Here is a 15,836-nt window from a genome sequence, read left to right as displayed (position 1 = left end):
TTTATTTTAACAATGAAAATTAAACTTTATCTTGGGTTTTGGTTTCAAAGTCGCTAGCATCATGGCGTTCATGTAACTGTGTAGCTAAATCGCCAAAAGTACGGTTGACCATACGACCACGTTGAACCGCAGGGCGCGCTAAAATCGCATCTGCCCAACGTTGAACATTTTTATATTGATCGACACCTAAAAACTCCGCGCCGTTATAGACCCAGTTTTTAACAAGCCCACCATACCAAGGGAATGCAGCAATATCCGCGATGGTATATTCAGAACCTGCCAAGTATTCATGCTTTGCTAGATGTTGATCTAACACATCAAGTAAGCGTTTTGTTTCCATGGCAAAGCGATTAATCGCATATTCAATTTTAACAGGGGCATAGGCATAAAAATGCCCAAAACCACCGCCTAAATATGGTGCGCTACCCATTTGCCAAAATAGCCAATTGAGACATTCAGTACGTGCAGCAATATCTGTTGGAATGAAAGCTTTAAACTTTTCAGCCAAGTAAAGCAAAATTGAACCAGACTCAAACACTCTTAATGGCGGGTTCTGGCTATGGTCAATCAATGCTGGAATTTTAGAGTTTGGATTAATTTCTACAAAACCGCTACCAAATTGCTGTCCTTCACCAATTTTAATCAGCCAAGCATCATATTCGGCATCTTGATGTCCTAATGCTAAAAGCTCTTCTAGCAAAATCGTGACTTTTTGACCATTAGGCGTTGCTAAAGAGTAGAGCTGGAGCGGATGTTTCCCTACCGGAAGTGTATGTTCATAACGCGAACCTGAAGTAGGTTGGTTTAAATCGGTTTTTTCTCCAGTCCATTGCCAAACTTGTGGAGGAATATAGTTTGAATCACTCATTTTTTATCTCATGTTTGGTTGAAATATAAGGGTTTAGTTATGTCGCAATGCAAGCCATTTTTGTATGCTCGGCCGTTGCCATTGTTGCAGTGCATAATCTTTTAATCGCTCTGGTACAGCATCGCCGTTTTGAATAAGACGTTGCAACATCAGGGCAAGTTCAGCATCCACAATGCTCCATGAACCAAAAAGAAATTCAGCATCAGACGCAAGAAGTTTTTCTGCAACAAAGAACAATTTTTCTGCTGCTTTTAAACCTTGTTCAGACAGTGGTGTAGATGTGGGCTGAATAAAAATAACATCGGTTGGACGTTCAGTTCTTAGTGCCACTAAGTCTGATCGGAGCCATGCTTGAATTTGTCGTGCTCTTGCACGCGCTTGGATATCTTTTGGATAGATAGTTGTGTCTGGATAGAGATCTTCAAGATATTCCAAAATGGCAGATGATTCTGATAAGGCAAAATCGTTATGCTCAAGTACAGGCACTTTGGCTGTTAATGACTTTTCGACATAAGATTTTTCAAACTGGCCTTGCTGACCTAAGTTGATGGTTGCTATTTCAAATGGAATTTGTTTTTCATGTAGCCCTACAAAAACTGTAAACGCATAGGGACTTAGAAATTGTGAATCTGTGTAGAGCTTAAAACGTTCATTATTCATTGTTATTGTCCATGTCATAAAACAGATGCGATCTAGTCTAAGTGAGCTAAGCCAAGATTGGGTAGCTTTTTTGTGGAAAAGCTTTATCGGTTTTTGAATTAAGGTTTAATGTGCTGAAAATGTTGGCGAACAATGCTCAGCCAAGCTTGAACTGCTGGTGAGGCAGGAAGATTCTTTTTCCAAGCCATGACTAAGTGCCATTGAATATTTGGTTTTTCGAGTGGTACTGCTGCAAATAAACTAGGGTCAAGCATATCGGTATAATATTGAGGAAGAAGTGCGATCCCCATACGTTGTAACACCATGTCTGCCAGAAGATGCCATTGGCTAGTACGACAGGCAATGGTCGGATAGAAACCATGCTGCTTACATGCATCGAGAATAATACTGTTTAAAGAGAAGTTCTCTGGAAACATCAAAAATGATTGGTGTTGTAGCTCTTCTAGATTTATTTTTTTACGAGTTGCCCAAGTGGCATCCCGACGTAAAAGGACCATTAAAGGGTAGTTACATAGCTCAATGCTATTGAAAATTTGCGTATCAAAAGGCTGCAATAAAACACCAACGTCTAACTCATTGTTAAGCAAAGCTTGTTCAATACCGCGTGAACCCACTTCCATAAAAGCCAATTCAATATCAGGCCACTGTTGGTGATAATCAAACAAGGCAGTCGTTAGAAGCTGCGAACCTAAAGGCGGAACGCCAAGTTTTAAAGTCCCTGTTTTTAATTGTTGATAGTTTTCTATCTCAAGAAAGATGTTTTGTTCTGTCTGAAGAAGCTCGAGTGCATGTTGATATATGCGCTCTCCAATTTCAGTTAATTCAATTTGCCTTTTTCGGCCGTGATCGGGTTTGACCAAAAGTTGGACCTGAAGCTGTTCTTCAAGCTGTTGTATTATTTTACTAATGGTGGGCTGAGTCAGATATAACTCGTCAGCAGCACGGGTAAAGCTTTTAGTTTTTACCAGTGTAACGAAGCATTGTAATGATTTTAGAGAAAGCATAATAAAGAATAAATTATTCCATTTTTGAATAATATTAACATGAATAATTCATATTTAGCAGCTTTAACCAAGATAGCATAATGGTGTAGTTAACCATTTAATTTCGTAAAATGAGTACTGAATCTGCTTCGGGAACACCCACACAACCTTCATTTTTAATTTTAGTTAAACAAATTTTGATTTTGGCTGGATTTTGGTGGGTAGGATATCTTTTACATCAAAAACTTGGCATACCTGTGTCGGCAGGCATTTTAGGGATGTTTTTATTGCTTTTATGCCTGTTCTTTAAAATTATCAAAATGGATCAGGTGGCAATGGGAGCAACTGTAGTTTTAGGTGAGCTGTTGCTGTTTTTCGTGCCAGTGGTGGTTGCTGTAGTTCAGTATAAAACCTTGTTTATGACCGAAGGGTGGCAAATTGTCTTGAGCATTGCAGTTGGGACCATTTCGGTCATGCTCAGTACGTGCCTGACGATTCACTATTACAATCGTTTGAAAGCTTATTTACAGGCTCGAAAACGTCTTCAACATAAGCATATCTAAAGGGCAAAATGACATGAATATTTGGTCAATTCTTTGTCTGATCTGGACTTTGGCAGCCTATGTTGTGGCAAAGCGGATCTATCAGAAAAATCCAAAACTTTGGTTGTCGCCAGCGATTAGTGTGCCTGTACTCACTATTATTTTGATGACGATTTTTGGAATTTCATATCAAACCTATGCAGAAGATACCCAGTGGATTGTTAATTTATTAGGGCCTGCAACGGTTGCTTTTGCTGTACCGATTTATCGCTATCGGGAAACGATTCGTAAAAATCTTGGGGTTCTTTCGATTGCAATTATTGTAGGTATGAGTGTAGGTGTAATGTCTGCCTATGAAATGGCACAGTGGTTCCATTTTAGCCCTGAAGTGACCAACAGTTTAATGGCTCGTTCTATTTCCACGCCATTTGCCATGATTTTAGCGGAAGATATTCACGGTTCGGCAGCTTTGGTTTCTCTATTTACGGTCATTACGGGTTTGGTCGGTATGATTTGTGGTGATGCAATTTTAGCAATTACTAAAATCCGTTCTAATGTAGCCAATGGAGCAGCCTTCGGTAATGCAGCCCATGGTTTTGGTACAGTTAGAGCACAGCAGCGCAATAGTGAAGAAGGGGTAATTGCTAGTTTGACTATGGTTATTGCCGGTATTTTAATGGTATTAATTGGGCCATTTGCGATTCATCTATGGTTAGTGTTGTAGGTTTTCCGATGTGGACTTGGCATGTTGTTGAATAATGTTTGATAGTTTTTTAATGGCTTGTTTCATCAGCTCAGGTTCAAAATCGCCTAAGCCAACAATTAAACCCGAACGTTGCTGTTCTTTTGAAAATGTCGGTGAAATTGCTTTAATGGCAATGCCTGCATCGACTGCCGAGCTTGCAACGTCAATATCATTAATATACTGAGCAAGCCATAACACCATGTGCATGCCTTGATCGCCCGGCTGTAACCAAGCCAGTTCTTGAGGGATGTATTGTTCAATCAAACCAATAATATATTCTCGGACTTCTGCGTAAACATTTCGAGTACGTCGAATATGTCGCTCTAAATAACCTTCTTGAATAAAAGCAGCTAAAACATGTTGGTCGGCAGCAGGCGGGTGCCGATCAATTAAGACTCTAAGCCCACAAAAAGGAGCTACCAATTCTTTAGGCAACACTGCATAGCCAAGTCTAAGGGATGGAAATAACACTTTGCTGAAAGTACCCAAATAAATCACTTGGTCGGGTGCCATGCCTTGTAAAGATGGGAAAGGTTGGCCGTTATAACGAAGTTCGCTGTCGTAGTCATCTTCAATAATCCATGCATTTTGCTGTTTTGCCCAAGCCAATAAAGCAGTACGTCTTGCTAGGCTCATTGGCATACCAAGTGGGTATTGATGAGATGGCGTCACAAAAGCAGCACGTGCATATTTTGCAAGCTTAATGCCAGTTTCAACCTGAATGCCTTCTTCATCGACAGGAACACGAACCATACGAATGTGTTGTACGGCATGCTCAAAAATAGCTGTGGTCCCCCGATAAGCTGGATCTTCAACCCAAACTTCATCTTTTGCTTCAAATAAAATCTGGCTGCAAATATAAAGTGATTGCTGAATACCGGGTGTAATCACAATTTGTTCAGGTTCGCAGTGGACAGAGCGGGATCGGCGTACATAATCTGCTATAGCAACTCTGAGTGATAACACACCTTGCGGTTCGCCATATCCTGAAGGAATTCCTGCACCTCGTGATCTAAATTTATTACCAAACTTACGCCAGATATCACTTGGTTGAGTACGACCGACGGGGACAGATACTGCAAAAGGAACATGAGGAAGTGGTTTAAATTCTTTGAGTACCTCGGCATAAGAACGTGCCGATTTGGTCACAGTTATCGAGTTAGGTTTATTTTCTTTTTGAGAATGTTGCGGTGTAGTTTTTTTAGTTAAAGCATGAGACACATAAGTGCCCGTTCGTGGTTGAGAGTCAAACACACCTTCAGCTAAAAGCTGATCATAAGCTTCAATAATGGTTCCGCGAGCGACACCTAGGGTTAAAGCCAATTCTCGTGAAGAAGGCAATGGATCACCGGGTTGTAAATCACCACTTTGTACAGCTTCGCGTAAAGCTTGGGTCAGTTGAGCACTAATCTTCCCTTGGCTTTTATCAATCTTTGCAATAGACGGAAGTTCAACAACTTTTGCCATTCTTGCCATAATTCTGGTCTACTTAAAAAAATACAAAGTGGTTCTTTTTAATAAACCACAGAAACCAGAAAATTTACAACACAAAATATAAATAACTCTGATATTTACAGCGAGGTTTTTAGCCATGTATATCCCTGATGATTTTGCAGAAAACCGCTTGGATGTATTGCATTCTCTTATTGCAGAATATCCATTTGGGGTGCTTTTTACTCATGGGAATAGTGGTTTAGATGCAAATCATCTCCCATTCGAGTTACAAGCAAATGATGGGGAATTTGGCATGCTACATGCCCATGTGTCTCGAAATAATTCTATTTGGCAGGACATTAAAAATGGAGGTGAGGTACTCGTCGTATTTCAGGCAGGAAATGCTTATATTTCACCAAACTGGTACCCATCCAAACATGAACAGCACAGACAAGTCCCGACGTGGAACTATAGGGTTGTGCATGCTTATGGCAAAGTGACGATTCGAGATGATGAACGCTATGTTCGTGGTGTAGTGGCTCGTTTAACCCGTACTCATGAAGCATCTCAACCTGCACCATGGAAAATGTCAGATGCACCAAAGGACTATCTTGAACCAATGTTAAAGGCGATTGTGGGAATAGAAATTGAAATTACTAAGCTGCAAGGAAAATCAAAACTTGGGCAAAACAAAGAACGCCGAGATATTTTAGGCGCGGCAGATGGTCTATTGACGTCTGGTCATCAAACTATAGCGAATGCCATGTACAGTGTGGCTGAGTTAAATAAATAATTTTGAAAACATAAAATTTTAATATCAATTGAGGAGATAAAGATGTCTTTGACTACATCTGTTGAGTTAGTGGGTGAACACGTTATTTTAAAGCCGCTAGATGTAACTCAGGCTGAAGCGCTCAAAGAGGCCGTTTGTGATGGGGAACTCTATAATCTTTGGTATACCCGTGTGCCAAGACCTGAACAGATGACTGGTGAAATTGAAAGACGTCTTGATTTGCAAAAATCTGGTTCTATGCTGCCATTTTATATTGAAGACCGAAAAACGGGACGAGCGCTTGGCATGACAACTCTCATGCATATTGAAGAAGCACATCGCCGTGTAGAAATTGGTTCGACGTGGTACCGAAAATCTGCACAGCGTACGCCTGTAAATACTGAATGTAAAAAGTTATTGTTGGCTCATGCATTTGAGACTTTAAACTGTATTGCGGTTGAATTACGTACTTCTTCTTTAAATGTTCAAAGTCAAGCCGCGATTGTACGTTTAGGTGCAAAGCTCGATGGTGTGCTAAGAAGCCATCAAATTGTGAAAGATGATATTTTGAGGGACACTCATGTTTATAGCATTTTGAAACATGAGTGGCCTGCGGTCCGTCAAAATCTAGAATGGCTATTGAGCAAACCGCGTTAAAAAGAATTTAAACAAACTGCTTTTCTCTTTTTTGGCTTAGCCAGAAGAGAGAAGCTGCGGCAATCACCAACCATGGTATTAACGCCATATTCATTGCTTTCCAGCCAAATAAATCCAGTAAAGCACCTGCACTAAACGAACAAATCAACCCCACAACAAAAACGGTCATATCGTTAATGGCTTGAGCCTTGGCTTTTTCAGCCACGGTATAGGTTCCTGTGAGTAAAGAAGTACTGCCAATAAATAAAAAATTCCAACCCACGCCTAATAGAATTAAAGAAATAGCAAAAGATGCGAACTGAATACCTGAGAGAGCAAACCCAATGTAGCAGGCAAATAATAAAAGACCTGCAAACATGATTGTAATTACCCCAAAACGTGCAATTAAATTTCCAGTAAAGAATGAAGGTAGGAACATACCAAGCACATGTAGCTGAATGACGGTGGTAATTGATCCAAGTTCATGGTGTGAATGTCGCATAGCAATGGGGGTTGCGGTCATACCTAAAATCATGATGCCGTAGCCTGTTACTGCGCCAAATAACGCAACCAAATAGGTCGGTTGAAAGACAATCTGTTGCCATGGGCGACCAGCAGTAAAGTCAGACTTTTGCTCAACTGTATCGGCAATATGTAGGCTAGATAAAATTCCCATTGCCACAAATGAGATAATACTAATAATTAAAAATGAACCGATATATTCTAAATGTTGAAATAATGGGCCACCAAAACGTGCTAAAGTCGGACCAATCAGTGCTGCAACAATTCCACCTGCCATCACCCAAGAAATAGCACGTGAGCGAAACGCGTCAGTTGCCACTTCACTGGCAGCAAAACGATAAAACTGAGCAAAGGATTGATAGGCCCCGACACATAGCGTACCCAAAGCCAGAAGCATGAGTGAACTATAAAAAATACCGATTGATGCAATAATGCCGCCGAGTACACCTAAGAAAGCGCCGAATAGAAAACCATTACGTCGTCCTACACGTGCCATGAGCATTGATGCAGGGAACATCATTAAGGCTGTACCCAAAAACATAGATGCGATGGGTAACGTTGCAAGTGTTGGCGTGTTTGCAATATTAGCGCCAGCCAAGCCACCAATGGTCATGACCATGACGGAAACGGTTTGGAAAAGTGATTGAGAACTCACCAGAATTAATACTTGGCGGTGCATGGTATTTTGAAGCATATCGAGCCTTTAATTATATTCAGCAATAGCTGAGGCTAGGTGTCCGGTTTTTACATAAATAAAAGCGCCAGACAAACCCGCTTGAAAATGGGCATGTGTTTTCGGTGGTAGGCGTATCCATGTTCCAGCGTCATAAACCATTTCTTTATCGGCCAACTGACCTTGGGTAATCAAAATTTCGATTCCACCCTCAGCATCTTCCATAAAAAGTTGCTGCGGCTTGAGTTTTTCTAAATAGGTGTGCTCATAACTTGCATCCACCAATGTGCAAATTAAACGCGAACCTATTTCTTGCCATTGTGTTGGATCGTTGGTATTGATCCGTAAGGTTTGCGTTTCTGACGTAGGAATTTGCATAAGTTTGACAAAAATCAATGCACCTTCTTCGCTCGACGGTTGATGTACCGACTGATGGGGACTCCGTAAATACCATCCAACGGGGTAGTGCTGATTTTGATTTTCAGTAAATATGCCTGAAAGTACGAGGATTTCTTCACCATGATGATGTCGATGTTCAGGAAAGATAGTGTGGGGCGCATATTTCACTAAACTGGTCGCACGAGCTATTTCATCGCCAACACGATCAAGCATGACACGATCAACTTCCCCACGGGGAGATTTCACCCAATGATAGTCTTCAGGTTTGACAATCACAGCCTGTGAAAAATCGGCATGGATCAACATGAATACTCTCCTCGTAAATTAAATTCTCTTTATTCAATAACAAAATAAATAGAATGAATTAGCAAGCCCACTTAAGATGTAAAAATTTAATCATTATGAATAGATTACAGAACATTTTAGAAATAAAGATTTATAAGTACAAATGAGATAATCTATTTCTACAGTAAAGAAAATCTTTAGCGTTATGAATTCACCAATTTATTTGAATGCGCTCCGCGCTTTTGAAGCCAGCGCACGCCACAAAAGTTTTTCTGCAGCGGCAAAAGAGTTAAATGTTACTCCGGCTGCGGTTGGGCAATTGGTACGTACACTCGAAGATTGGCTAGGCTTTCCATTGTTTCATCGGCAAACTAACGGTAAAAATAGATTGGTCGCCACTGAACTGGCTGAATCGGTTTTACCGGATATACGGGCGGGTTTTGATAAGCTGACTTTGGCTTTGGAAAAATTAAAGCAAGATTCTCTATCAGGTGTGCTTAATATTGCGGTAAGTCCAGCATTTGCTGAAAAATGGCTATTACCAAGAATTGATCATTTTCAAAAACAATATCCAGATATTGATATTCGTTTAGACATTAACTTGAAAACCGTAGATTTTTTAGAACAAAAAGTTGATGTAGGGGTGAGATATGGTCAAGGCCAATGGCAAGGTCTAGAAGCAGTTAAACTTATGGATGAAGAGGTTTATCCTGTATGTTCACCTGCATTTTTAAATGAACATTCATCTCTCTTAACCCCAAATGATCTGAGAAATATCACTTTAATTCATGATCTTTCTATGGAAAAACATCAACAATTTCCGGGGTGGCAATCTTGGCTAAAAAGTGTAGGTTTGAATGACATCAATATCAGTCGTGGTATGCAAATCAACAGTTCATCTGCAGTTTTACAGGCTGCAATGGAAGGACATGGTGTTGCATTAGCACGTAGTGTTATGGTGCAAAAAGATATACAAACCGGGCGTTTGGTACGATTATTTCCTCAAATTCACTTCTCATCGCCCTTTTCTTATTATTTGGTGTACCGACCGGAATACGCAAATTTGCCTAAAGTCAAAATCTGTCTAGATTGGTTTTTTGAAGAAATTCATCGAATATAAAATTAATCGTTAACCTGAGGTTAATAACGACTCATCTAGGTTGATTGATTGAAAGTCCATAAAGCGTTTTTATAGATTCAGAACAAAACTGCGATCTATAGGTAAACACATGGAAGGCTCAGTTCAGAATAAAGAACGGTTATGGACAAAGCGGCGTCATGCCAAACAACTAAAACTAGAGATGGCAAACCAATATACCGATGGTGTGGTGATTCCAACTCAAGACATTATTAAAGTTTTAGAAACCCTGATTACTCCGGGCGACAGAGTTGTACTCGAAGGGAATAACCAAAAGCAGGCAGATTTTTTATCGCGCTCTTTAGCTCAAACCAATCCAGATATTTTGCATGATTTACATATGATTATGCCAAGCGTTGGGCGTTCGGAACATCTTGATCTATTTGAAAAAGGTATTGCACGTAAACTCGATTTTTCTTTTGCTGGCCCACAAAGTTTGCGTATTAGCCAGTTAGTTGAAGATGGGCTGCTAGAGATTGGTGCGATTCATACCTATATTGAGTTGTATTCACGTTTGGTGGTTGACCTTATTCCAAATGTAGTGCTTTCGGCGGGTTTTATGGCAGACCGTCAAGGAAATATCTATACAGGCCCAAGTACCGAAGATTCTCCTGCACTTATTGAACCTGCGGCTTTTAGCGACGGTATTGTGATTGTACAGGTGAATGAACTGGTCGATGACGTCTCAGAGTTACCCCGTGTCGATATTCCTGCTTCTTGGGTGGATTATGTGGTTGTGGCAGACCAGCCATTTTATATCGAACCGTTATTTACCCGTGACCCGAAACATATCAAGCCTGTGCACATACTCATGGCGATGATGGCAATTCGCGGAATTTATGAGAAGCATAATGTGCAATCGTTAAATCATGGTATTGGTTTTAACACGGCGGCAATTGAACTGATTTTACCGACCTATGGTGAATCTTTAGGTTTAAAAGGAAAAATTTGCCGAAATTGGACACTAAATCCGCATCCAACCTTAATTCCAGCGATTGAGACAGGTTGGGTTGAAAGCGTGCATTGTTTTGGTACTGAACTCGGTATGGAAAAATATGTTGCAGCTCGACCAGACGTTTTTTTTACAGGTCGTGATGGCGCGTTACGCTCCAACCGCATGATGTGTCAGCTCGCAGGACAATATGCTGTTGATCTATTTATTGGTGCAACTTTGCAAGTCGATGGAATGGGACATTCTTCGACGGTAACCAAAGGTCGTTTGGCTGGTTTTGGTGGTGCACCAAACATGGGGCATGATCCACGCGGTCGTCGTCACGATACGCCAGCATGGTTAGATATGCGTTTGCAAGGTGCCAATGAAACAGAAACCTATTTGGCACGTGGTAAAAAGTTAGTTGTACAAATGGTGGAAACCTTCCAAGAGGGTGGTAAGCCAACTTTTGTAGATCGTCTCGATGCAATTGATGTGGCTAAAACCGCAGGCCTACCTTTAGCGCCGATTATGATTTATGGCGATGATGTGACTCATTTACTGACCGAAGAAGGCATTGCTTATCTATATAAAGCAAGCAGCCAAGAAGAGCGCCAAGCCATGATTGCTGCGGTGGCAGGTGTGACTAGTATTGGTTTAACTCAAGACCCGAAAACAACAGCACGTTTAAGACGTGAGGGTTTGGTGGTCTTCCCTGAAGATTTAGGTATTCGCCGTACCGATGCAACACGTGAGCTTTTAGCTGCGAAAAATATTGCCGACTTGGTGACATGGTCAGATGGTTTATATCAACCCCCTGCAAAATTTAGGAGTTGGTAATGATGGCACAAGTTCAATATCAAACGCTCAGCGATAGTCAGCTTTTGGCAAGTTTAGCGGTCGAGGCTTTAATTGATGAAGTGAATCTGACTCCTAAACCAGCCTTAGTCGACCGTCGTGGTAGTGGTGCACACGATGATCTGACTTTGGAATTAATGGAGCGTTCTGCGAAAAGTTTAGGGCCTATGTTTGAGGAAATGGCTCAAGCAGCCATGCACCATGGTGAAGTTTGTTTAGCCCTGCGTGAAGATATTGGTGAAATTGGTCGCCAAGGTGAAAAAGTCATGATGTTGGCGACAGATGGTGTTAACACACACCGCGGTGCAATTTGGGCCTTGGGCTTAATGGTGACGGCGGCGGCATTGGCACGTAGCAATCAACAATATTTATCGGCTGTTGAGCTATGTCAGTTAGCTGGTCAGATTGCCCAGCTTGAAGATCGTTTTATTCCAAAGCAGGCTTTAAGTCATGGTCAGCAGGTACAGAAAAAGTTGGGCGTCTTAGGTGCAAAAGAACAAGCTCAGCAAGGTTTTCCAACGATTGTGAACTTTGGTTTAAAGCAGCTTTATCAAAGCCGTAGTAAACCCATGAAAGAAGAGTTCGCTCGTTTAGATACCTTACTTGCCATGATGACTGATTTGACCGATACCTGTGTGCTTTATCGCTCGGGAACATCGGGTTTAAAGCGTATGCAACAAGGTGCTCAACAGGTACTGGATTTGGGCGGTAGTTCAAGCTTAGAAGGTCGCCGCGCTTTGCATCTTTTAGAGATTGATCTACTTCGCATGAAAGCCTCCGCTGGTGGTGCCGCAGATTTGTTGGCAGCAACATTGTTTATAGATCGTGCTCAGCAGTCATCTTTAAAAAATAAAGAGGGATTTTAATGATGGAAACACTTCATTTTGAATTTGTGGCGACAGAGCCACCTATAAAAAAAGCATTGGTAGGATGTGTCGGCTCGGGCGATTTAGAAATTTTGATGGAACCTGGTGAAAAGGGAAAAGCCTCTATTCATGTTGTCACCTCCGTAGATGGCAGTGCAGCACGTTGGCACAATCTTTTTGAACGAATTTTTACTGCGCAAATACCACCTGCCGTCAATATTGATATTCATGACTTTGGTGCAACCCCCGGTGTTGTTCGTTTACGTCTGGAACAAGCTTTAGAGGAGATTACTCATGACTGATATCGAGAGCTTGTTAAATAAACAAGATTTTATTGAGCTGAGTGCTAGAGAGCGTGCTAAAGAATTATTGGATGAAGGGACGTTTCGAGAGTTACTCGACCCATTTGCACGTGTTATGTCACCTTGGCTCGTTAAACAGAATATTGTGCCGCAAGCCGATGATGGTGTCGTGATTGCAAAGGGAACGATTCAAGAACAGCCAGTAGTTTTAATTTCAATTGAAGGCTTATTTCAAGGTGGCAGTTTAGGCGAGGTGGGCGGTGCCAAAATTGCGAGTGCCTTAGAACTTGCGGTTGAAGATAATCTAAAAGGTATTCCAACAGCTGCAATTTTACTACTAGAAACGGGCGGCGTTCGCTTACAAGAAGCAAATCTGGGCTTGGCAGCAATTGCTGAAATTCAGGCTGCAATAGTGAACTTACGTCAGTATCAACCTGTGATTGCAGTGGTTGCAGGTAGTGTAGGGTGCTTCGGTGGAATGTCAATTGCAGCTGGACTATGTAGCTATATTGTAATGACACAAGAAGGACGTTTATGTCTAAATGGTCCACAAGTGATAGAACAAGAAGCTGGTGTACAAGAATATAACGCCAAAGATCGTCCATTTATATGGAGTATTACTGGTGGTAACCAGCGTTTCGCTAGTGGTTTGGCAGATGCTTATGTAGACGATGATCGCCAGAAAATTCGGCAGCAAGTCATCGATTATTTAACTCAAGGCGTGCCTCATCAGCATCGTAGTTCAAATTACTCATTTTATTTAGAAAAGCTACAACAAGTTGATACTGCTGAGCAGATTACCCCAGCACAAGTTCACGCTTTGTACCAAGGAGAGCAAGCATGAATATCGCCGTTGATACATTAAAAGCATCTACTCGTGGTGCACATTGGTTTAAAGCGCTCACGCAAGGCTTTAAGGCAGTTGAAGGTTTTCCAGCTTCGGTTTGGGTAGCTGATGGTCAGATTGACCAGCAAGCGGTGCGCGTGATTGCAGTTGTGCAAGATACCAATAATCTGTTCCCACGGGCAAAACAAGGAGAAGTTGGATTATTAGAAGGCTGGAGCTTAGCAAAAGCGGTTGATGAAGTGATTCAAGCCGATGCACGGGCTGAAACTAAACGCGCTATTTTATGTTTGGTTGATGTGCCAAGTCAGGCCTATGGGCGCCGCGAAGAATTATTAGGTATTCATCAAGCTTTAGCGGGTGCAGTAGATAGTTATGCCAGAGCCAGATTGGCAGGCCATCCTATTGTGAGTTTATTGGTTGGTAAGTCAATGTCGGGGGCTTTCTTGGCGCATGGATACCAAGCCAATCGTATTATTGCCTTAAAAGATTCAGGTGTTATGGTGCATGCAATGGGTAAGGAATCTGCTGCACGTGTAACCCAACGCTCGGTTGATGAGTTAGAGCAATTGGCCTCAAGCATTCCTCCAATGGCCTATGACATTGAAAGTTATGCCACGCTTGGTTTGTTATCTGAACTGTTATCTGTTGAAAACCCTGAACAACCGACAGACCATGATCTTTCGTTAGCGAAGCAGGCAATTGCACAAGCGTTTAAAGAAATTAATGCTGAGCAATCGAGAGGACTGGAACAGAGACTTCACGGCCAAAACCGTCAGATGTCTAAAAGGGTCCGTGAATTATTGCGTGAGCAATGGTCATGAAACTTAAGCTTGAAGCCCATGATTTACTGTGGGGCATGACGGTCGACTGCTTAGCCGATGATGCTCCGCATTGGGTGAAAGAGGTGTTACTACGCGGTGATCCTGTTGTGGTTCGACGGGCAACTACTCCTGTAGATCAAGTAGCTGTGGGTGTAAGGGGGCAATTTCGCTATCAACGATGTGCAGCTCAAATGCCAAGATCTGCTATTAGCAGACAGCTTAAACCCGAAGCACTGACTTATGTAGATACGCAGCAATTTGCACACTTGGCAGAGCGTTTACAGAGCATTTCCAGCATTATGAAAAACTTTTCGGGATGTTGGGGATATACAGGGAGTTTCGGGTATGAGCTGGCAACAGGCATTAAAACAGTAACTCCTCAAAGTGACATAGATTTGTTGATTCGAGCTGAACAACCTTTTGCCAAAAAGCAGGCGATTGAGCTACTCGAAAATTTTCAGCAAGCAGGACTCAATGTGGATATACAGCTTCAACTTCCACAAGGTGGTTTGGCTTTAAAAGAATGGGCTGGGAACAGTGGAAAAGTTCTATTAAAACGTCCTGAGGGTGCTGTTTTAGTAGAAAACCCATGGAATTAGGGAAATAGATATCATGGCTTCAATTTGGGTATATCCGGGACAAGGTGTGCAACGAAGCAATATGTTGCACGACTTACCTCAAACCGCACTGGTTAAAGAATACCTTGAGCGTGCATCGGATGCACTCAAAGAAGATGTCTTGATGTTAGATAGTCCGGCTGCATTGCAATCGACACGTGCAGTACAGCTTTGTTTACTGATTTCAGGTGTGGTGAGTTCCGCTTTATTAACAGCGGAAAACTTAACACCTGATTATGTAGCGGGTTTATCAATTGGTGCATGGTCGGCTGCGGTTGTAGCAGGAGTTTTGGCCTTTGAAGATGCCGTTCGTTTGGTTGCCTATCGAGGTGAACTCATGCAAAACGCATACCCCACTGGATATGGCATGACGGCACTAATTGGTACAGATCGTTCAGCTGTCGAAGCATGGGTCAAACAAATTTATGAAATAACGCCAGAGGTTTTTGTCGCAAATATTAATGCATATAACCAGATCGTTATTTCAGGAAGCTTTGAAGCCATGAACCAAGTTGCAGTTTTGGCAAAGCAACAAGGCGTGGTAGCAAAAAAATTAGATGTATCGGTGCCATCGCACTGTGAATTATTAAGTCAGCAAGCAAAGCAACTTGCAGCATCTATGGAGGGAGTCACTTTAAAGCAGCCTAAAATACGTTATTTAAGTGGTACAACGGCTCGTACGCTGAGCAGACCAGAACAGATTGGTGATGACTTGGCTTTTAATATGAGTCGAACTGTAGATTGGGAAAGTACCATCCAAGCTGCATGGGAGCGAGGTGTAAGGTTGCAGATTGAAGCTTTACCGGGAACGGTACTTACTACACTTGCACGTCGAACGTTTAAAGAAGGAACTGTATTGTCATTTCAGGGAACACGTTTAGACAGCATTCAATTAGCAATGCAAAACGAAAATAATGCTTCTTTGTAATTACAATAC

Annotated in this window: 18 protein-coding genes; 12 read left to right on the top strand and 6 right to left on the bottom strand. The window is 41.8% G+C overall.

All coding sequences use genetic code 11. The annotated features are described in order from the left end of the window. Window positions 1–19: 19 nt before the first annotated feature. From yghU to F931_RS10470, 3 genes are all read right to left on the bottom strand, one after another. Entirely contained in the window at window positions 20–868 is an 849-nt protein-coding gene (gene yghU / locus F931_RS10480) for a glutathione-dependent disulfide-bond oxidoreductase (protein ID WP_016141340.1), read from the bottom strand. 33 nt (window positions 869–901) lie between these two features. Beyond that, the gene (gene yfcF, locus F931_RS10475; protein ID WP_016141339.1) at window positions 902–1,528 is read right to left on the bottom strand and encodes a glutathione transferase; all 627 of its coding nucleotides are present in this window, start codon (window positions 1,526–1,528) and stop codon (window positions 902–904) included. Between the two features lie 98 nt (window positions 1,529–1,626). Further along, a complete protein-coding gene (locus F931_RS10470; RefSeq protein WP_016141338.1) occupies window positions 1,627–2,532 on the bottom strand; it encodes a LysR family transcriptional regulator in 906 nt (301 codons plus the stop codon). A gap of 110 nt (window positions 2,533–2,642) precedes the next feature. On the opposite strand from F931_RS10470, the gene F931_RS10465 reads away from it, so the two are divergent. Then, window positions 2,643–3,074: a CidA/LrgA family protein gene (locus tag F931_RS10465; RefSeq protein WP_016141337.1), complete on the top strand. Its 432-nt coding sequence runs from the start codon at window positions 2,643–2,645 to the stop codon at window positions 3,072–3,074. Window positions 3,075–3,087: 13 nt separating this feature from the next. Continuing rightward, window positions 3,088–3,777 carry an LrgB family protein gene (gene ywbG, locus F931_RS10460; protein ID WP_016141336.1) on the top strand — a complete coding sequence of 230 codons (690 nt, stop codon included), beginning with the start codon at window positions 3,088–3,090 and terminating at the stop codon, window positions 3,775–3,777. On the opposite strand, the gene F931_RS10455 is transcribed toward ywbG, so the two are convergent. Continuing rightward, window positions 3,766–5,274 (bottom strand): MocR-like pyridoxine biosynthesis transcription factor PdxR, encoded by a 1,509-nt coding sequence (locus F931_RS10455; RefSeq protein ID WP_016141335.1) that lies wholly within the window; start codon window positions 5,272–5,274, stop codon window positions 3,766–3,768. The two genes, ywbG and F931_RS10455, sit on opposite strands and share 12 nt — an antisense overlap. A gap of 115 nt (window positions 5,275–5,389) precedes the next feature. On the opposite strand from F931_RS10455, the gene F931_RS10450 reads away from it, so the two are divergent. Both F931_RS10450 and F931_RS10445 read left to right on the top strand, forming a co-directional pair. Continuing rightward, on the top strand, window positions 5,390–6,025 hold the full coding sequence (locus F931_RS10450; protein WP_016141334.1) for an FMN-binding negative transcriptional regulator: 636 nt from the start codon (window positions 5,390–5,392) through the stop codon (window positions 6,023–6,025). A 42-nt stretch (window positions 6,026–6,067) separates the two neighbouring features. Beyond that, the gene (locus tag F931_RS10445; RefSeq protein ID WP_016141333.1) at window positions 6,068–6,661 is read left to right on the top strand and encodes a GNAT family N-acetyltransferase; all 594 of its coding nucleotides are present in this window, start codon (window positions 6,068–6,070) and stop codon (window positions 6,659–6,661) included. Between the two features lie 7 nt (window positions 6,662–6,668). Here F931_RS10445 and F931_RS10440 read toward each other — a convergent pair whose 3' ends face one another. Both F931_RS10440 and F931_RS10435 read right to left on the bottom strand, forming a co-directional pair. Next, the gene (locus tag F931_RS10440; RefSeq protein WP_016141332.1) at window positions 6,669–7,856 is read right to left on the bottom strand and encodes an MFS transporter; all 1,188 of its coding nucleotides are present in this window, start codon (window positions 7,854–7,856) and stop codon (window positions 6,669–6,671) included. A 9-nt stretch (window positions 7,857–7,865) separates the two neighbouring features. Then, a complete protein-coding gene (locus tag F931_RS10435; RefSeq protein WP_016141331.1) occupies window positions 7,866–8,540 on the bottom strand; it encodes a cupin domain-containing protein in 675 nt (224 codons plus the stop codon). Window positions 8,541–8,724: 184 nt separating this feature from the next. Here F931_RS10435 and gcvA point away from each other — a divergent pair, with 184 nt between their 5' ends. The 8 genes from gcvA (at window position 8,725) to mdcH (ending at window position 15,827) form a co-directional block, all read left to right on the top strand. Beyond that, a complete protein-coding gene (gcvA, locus tag F931_RS10430) occupies window positions 8,725–9,639 on the top strand; it encodes a transcriptional regulator GcvA (protein ID WP_016141330.1) in 915 nt (304 codons plus the stop codon). A 109-nt stretch (window positions 9,640–9,748) separates the two neighbouring features. After that, window positions 9,749–11,428 carry a malonate decarboxylase subunit alpha gene (gene mdcA / locus F931_RS10425; protein ID WP_016141329.1) on the top strand — a complete coding sequence of 560 codons (1,680 nt, stop codon included), beginning with the start codon at window positions 9,749–9,751 and terminating at the stop codon, window positions 11,426–11,428. Next, window positions 11,428–12,312 carry a triphosphoribosyl-dephospho-CoA synthase gene (gene mdcB, locus F931_RS10420; RefSeq protein ID WP_016141328.1) on the top strand — a complete coding sequence of 295 codons (885 nt, stop codon included), beginning with the start codon at window positions 11,428–11,430 and terminating at the stop codon, window positions 12,310–12,312. Before mdcA ends, mdcB begins: the two co-directional genes overlap by 1 nt. A gap of 2 nt (window positions 12,313–12,314) precedes the next feature. Continuing rightward, a complete protein-coding gene (gene mdcC / locus F931_RS10415; RefSeq protein WP_025470324.1) occupies window positions 12,315–12,614 on the top strand; it encodes a malonate decarboxylase subunit delta in 300 nt (99 codons plus the stop codon). Then, a complete protein-coding gene (mdcD, locus tag F931_RS10410; protein WP_016141326.1) occupies window positions 12,607–13,458 on the top strand; it encodes a biotin-independent malonate decarboxylase subunit beta in 852 nt (283 codons plus the stop codon). Before mdcC ends, mdcD begins: the two co-directional genes overlap by 8 nt. Then, entirely contained in the window at window positions 13,455–14,282 is an 828-nt protein-coding gene (gene mdcE, locus F931_RS10405; protein WP_016141325.1) for a biotin-independent malonate decarboxylase subunit gamma, read from the top strand. The genes mdcD and mdcE overlap by 4 nt, the downstream gene beginning before the upstream one ends. Then, window positions 14,273–14,881 (top strand): malonate decarboxylase holo-ACP synthase, encoded by a 609-nt coding sequence (gene mdcG, locus F931_RS10400; RefSeq protein ID WP_080649478.1) that lies wholly within the window; start codon window positions 14,273–14,275, stop codon window positions 14,879–14,881. Before mdcE ends, mdcG begins: the two co-directional genes overlap by 10 nt. A gap of 13 nt (window positions 14,882–14,894) precedes the next feature. Continuing rightward, entirely contained in the window at window positions 14,895–15,827 is a 933-nt protein-coding gene (mdcH, locus tag F931_RS10395) for a malonate decarboxylase subunit epsilon (RefSeq protein WP_016141323.1), read from the top strand. Window positions 15,828–15,836 lie beyond the last annotated feature (9 nt).

The sequence above is a fragment of the Acinetobacter pittii ANC 4050 genome, from assembly GCF_000399685.1.
Lineage (GTDB): Bacteria > Pseudomonadota > Gammaproteobacteria > Pseudomonadales > Moraxellaceae > Acinetobacter > Acinetobacter pittii_E.
The sequence above is the reverse complement of the archived record's forward strand: the minus strand, read 5'-3'. Positions and strand labels throughout refer to the sequence as shown.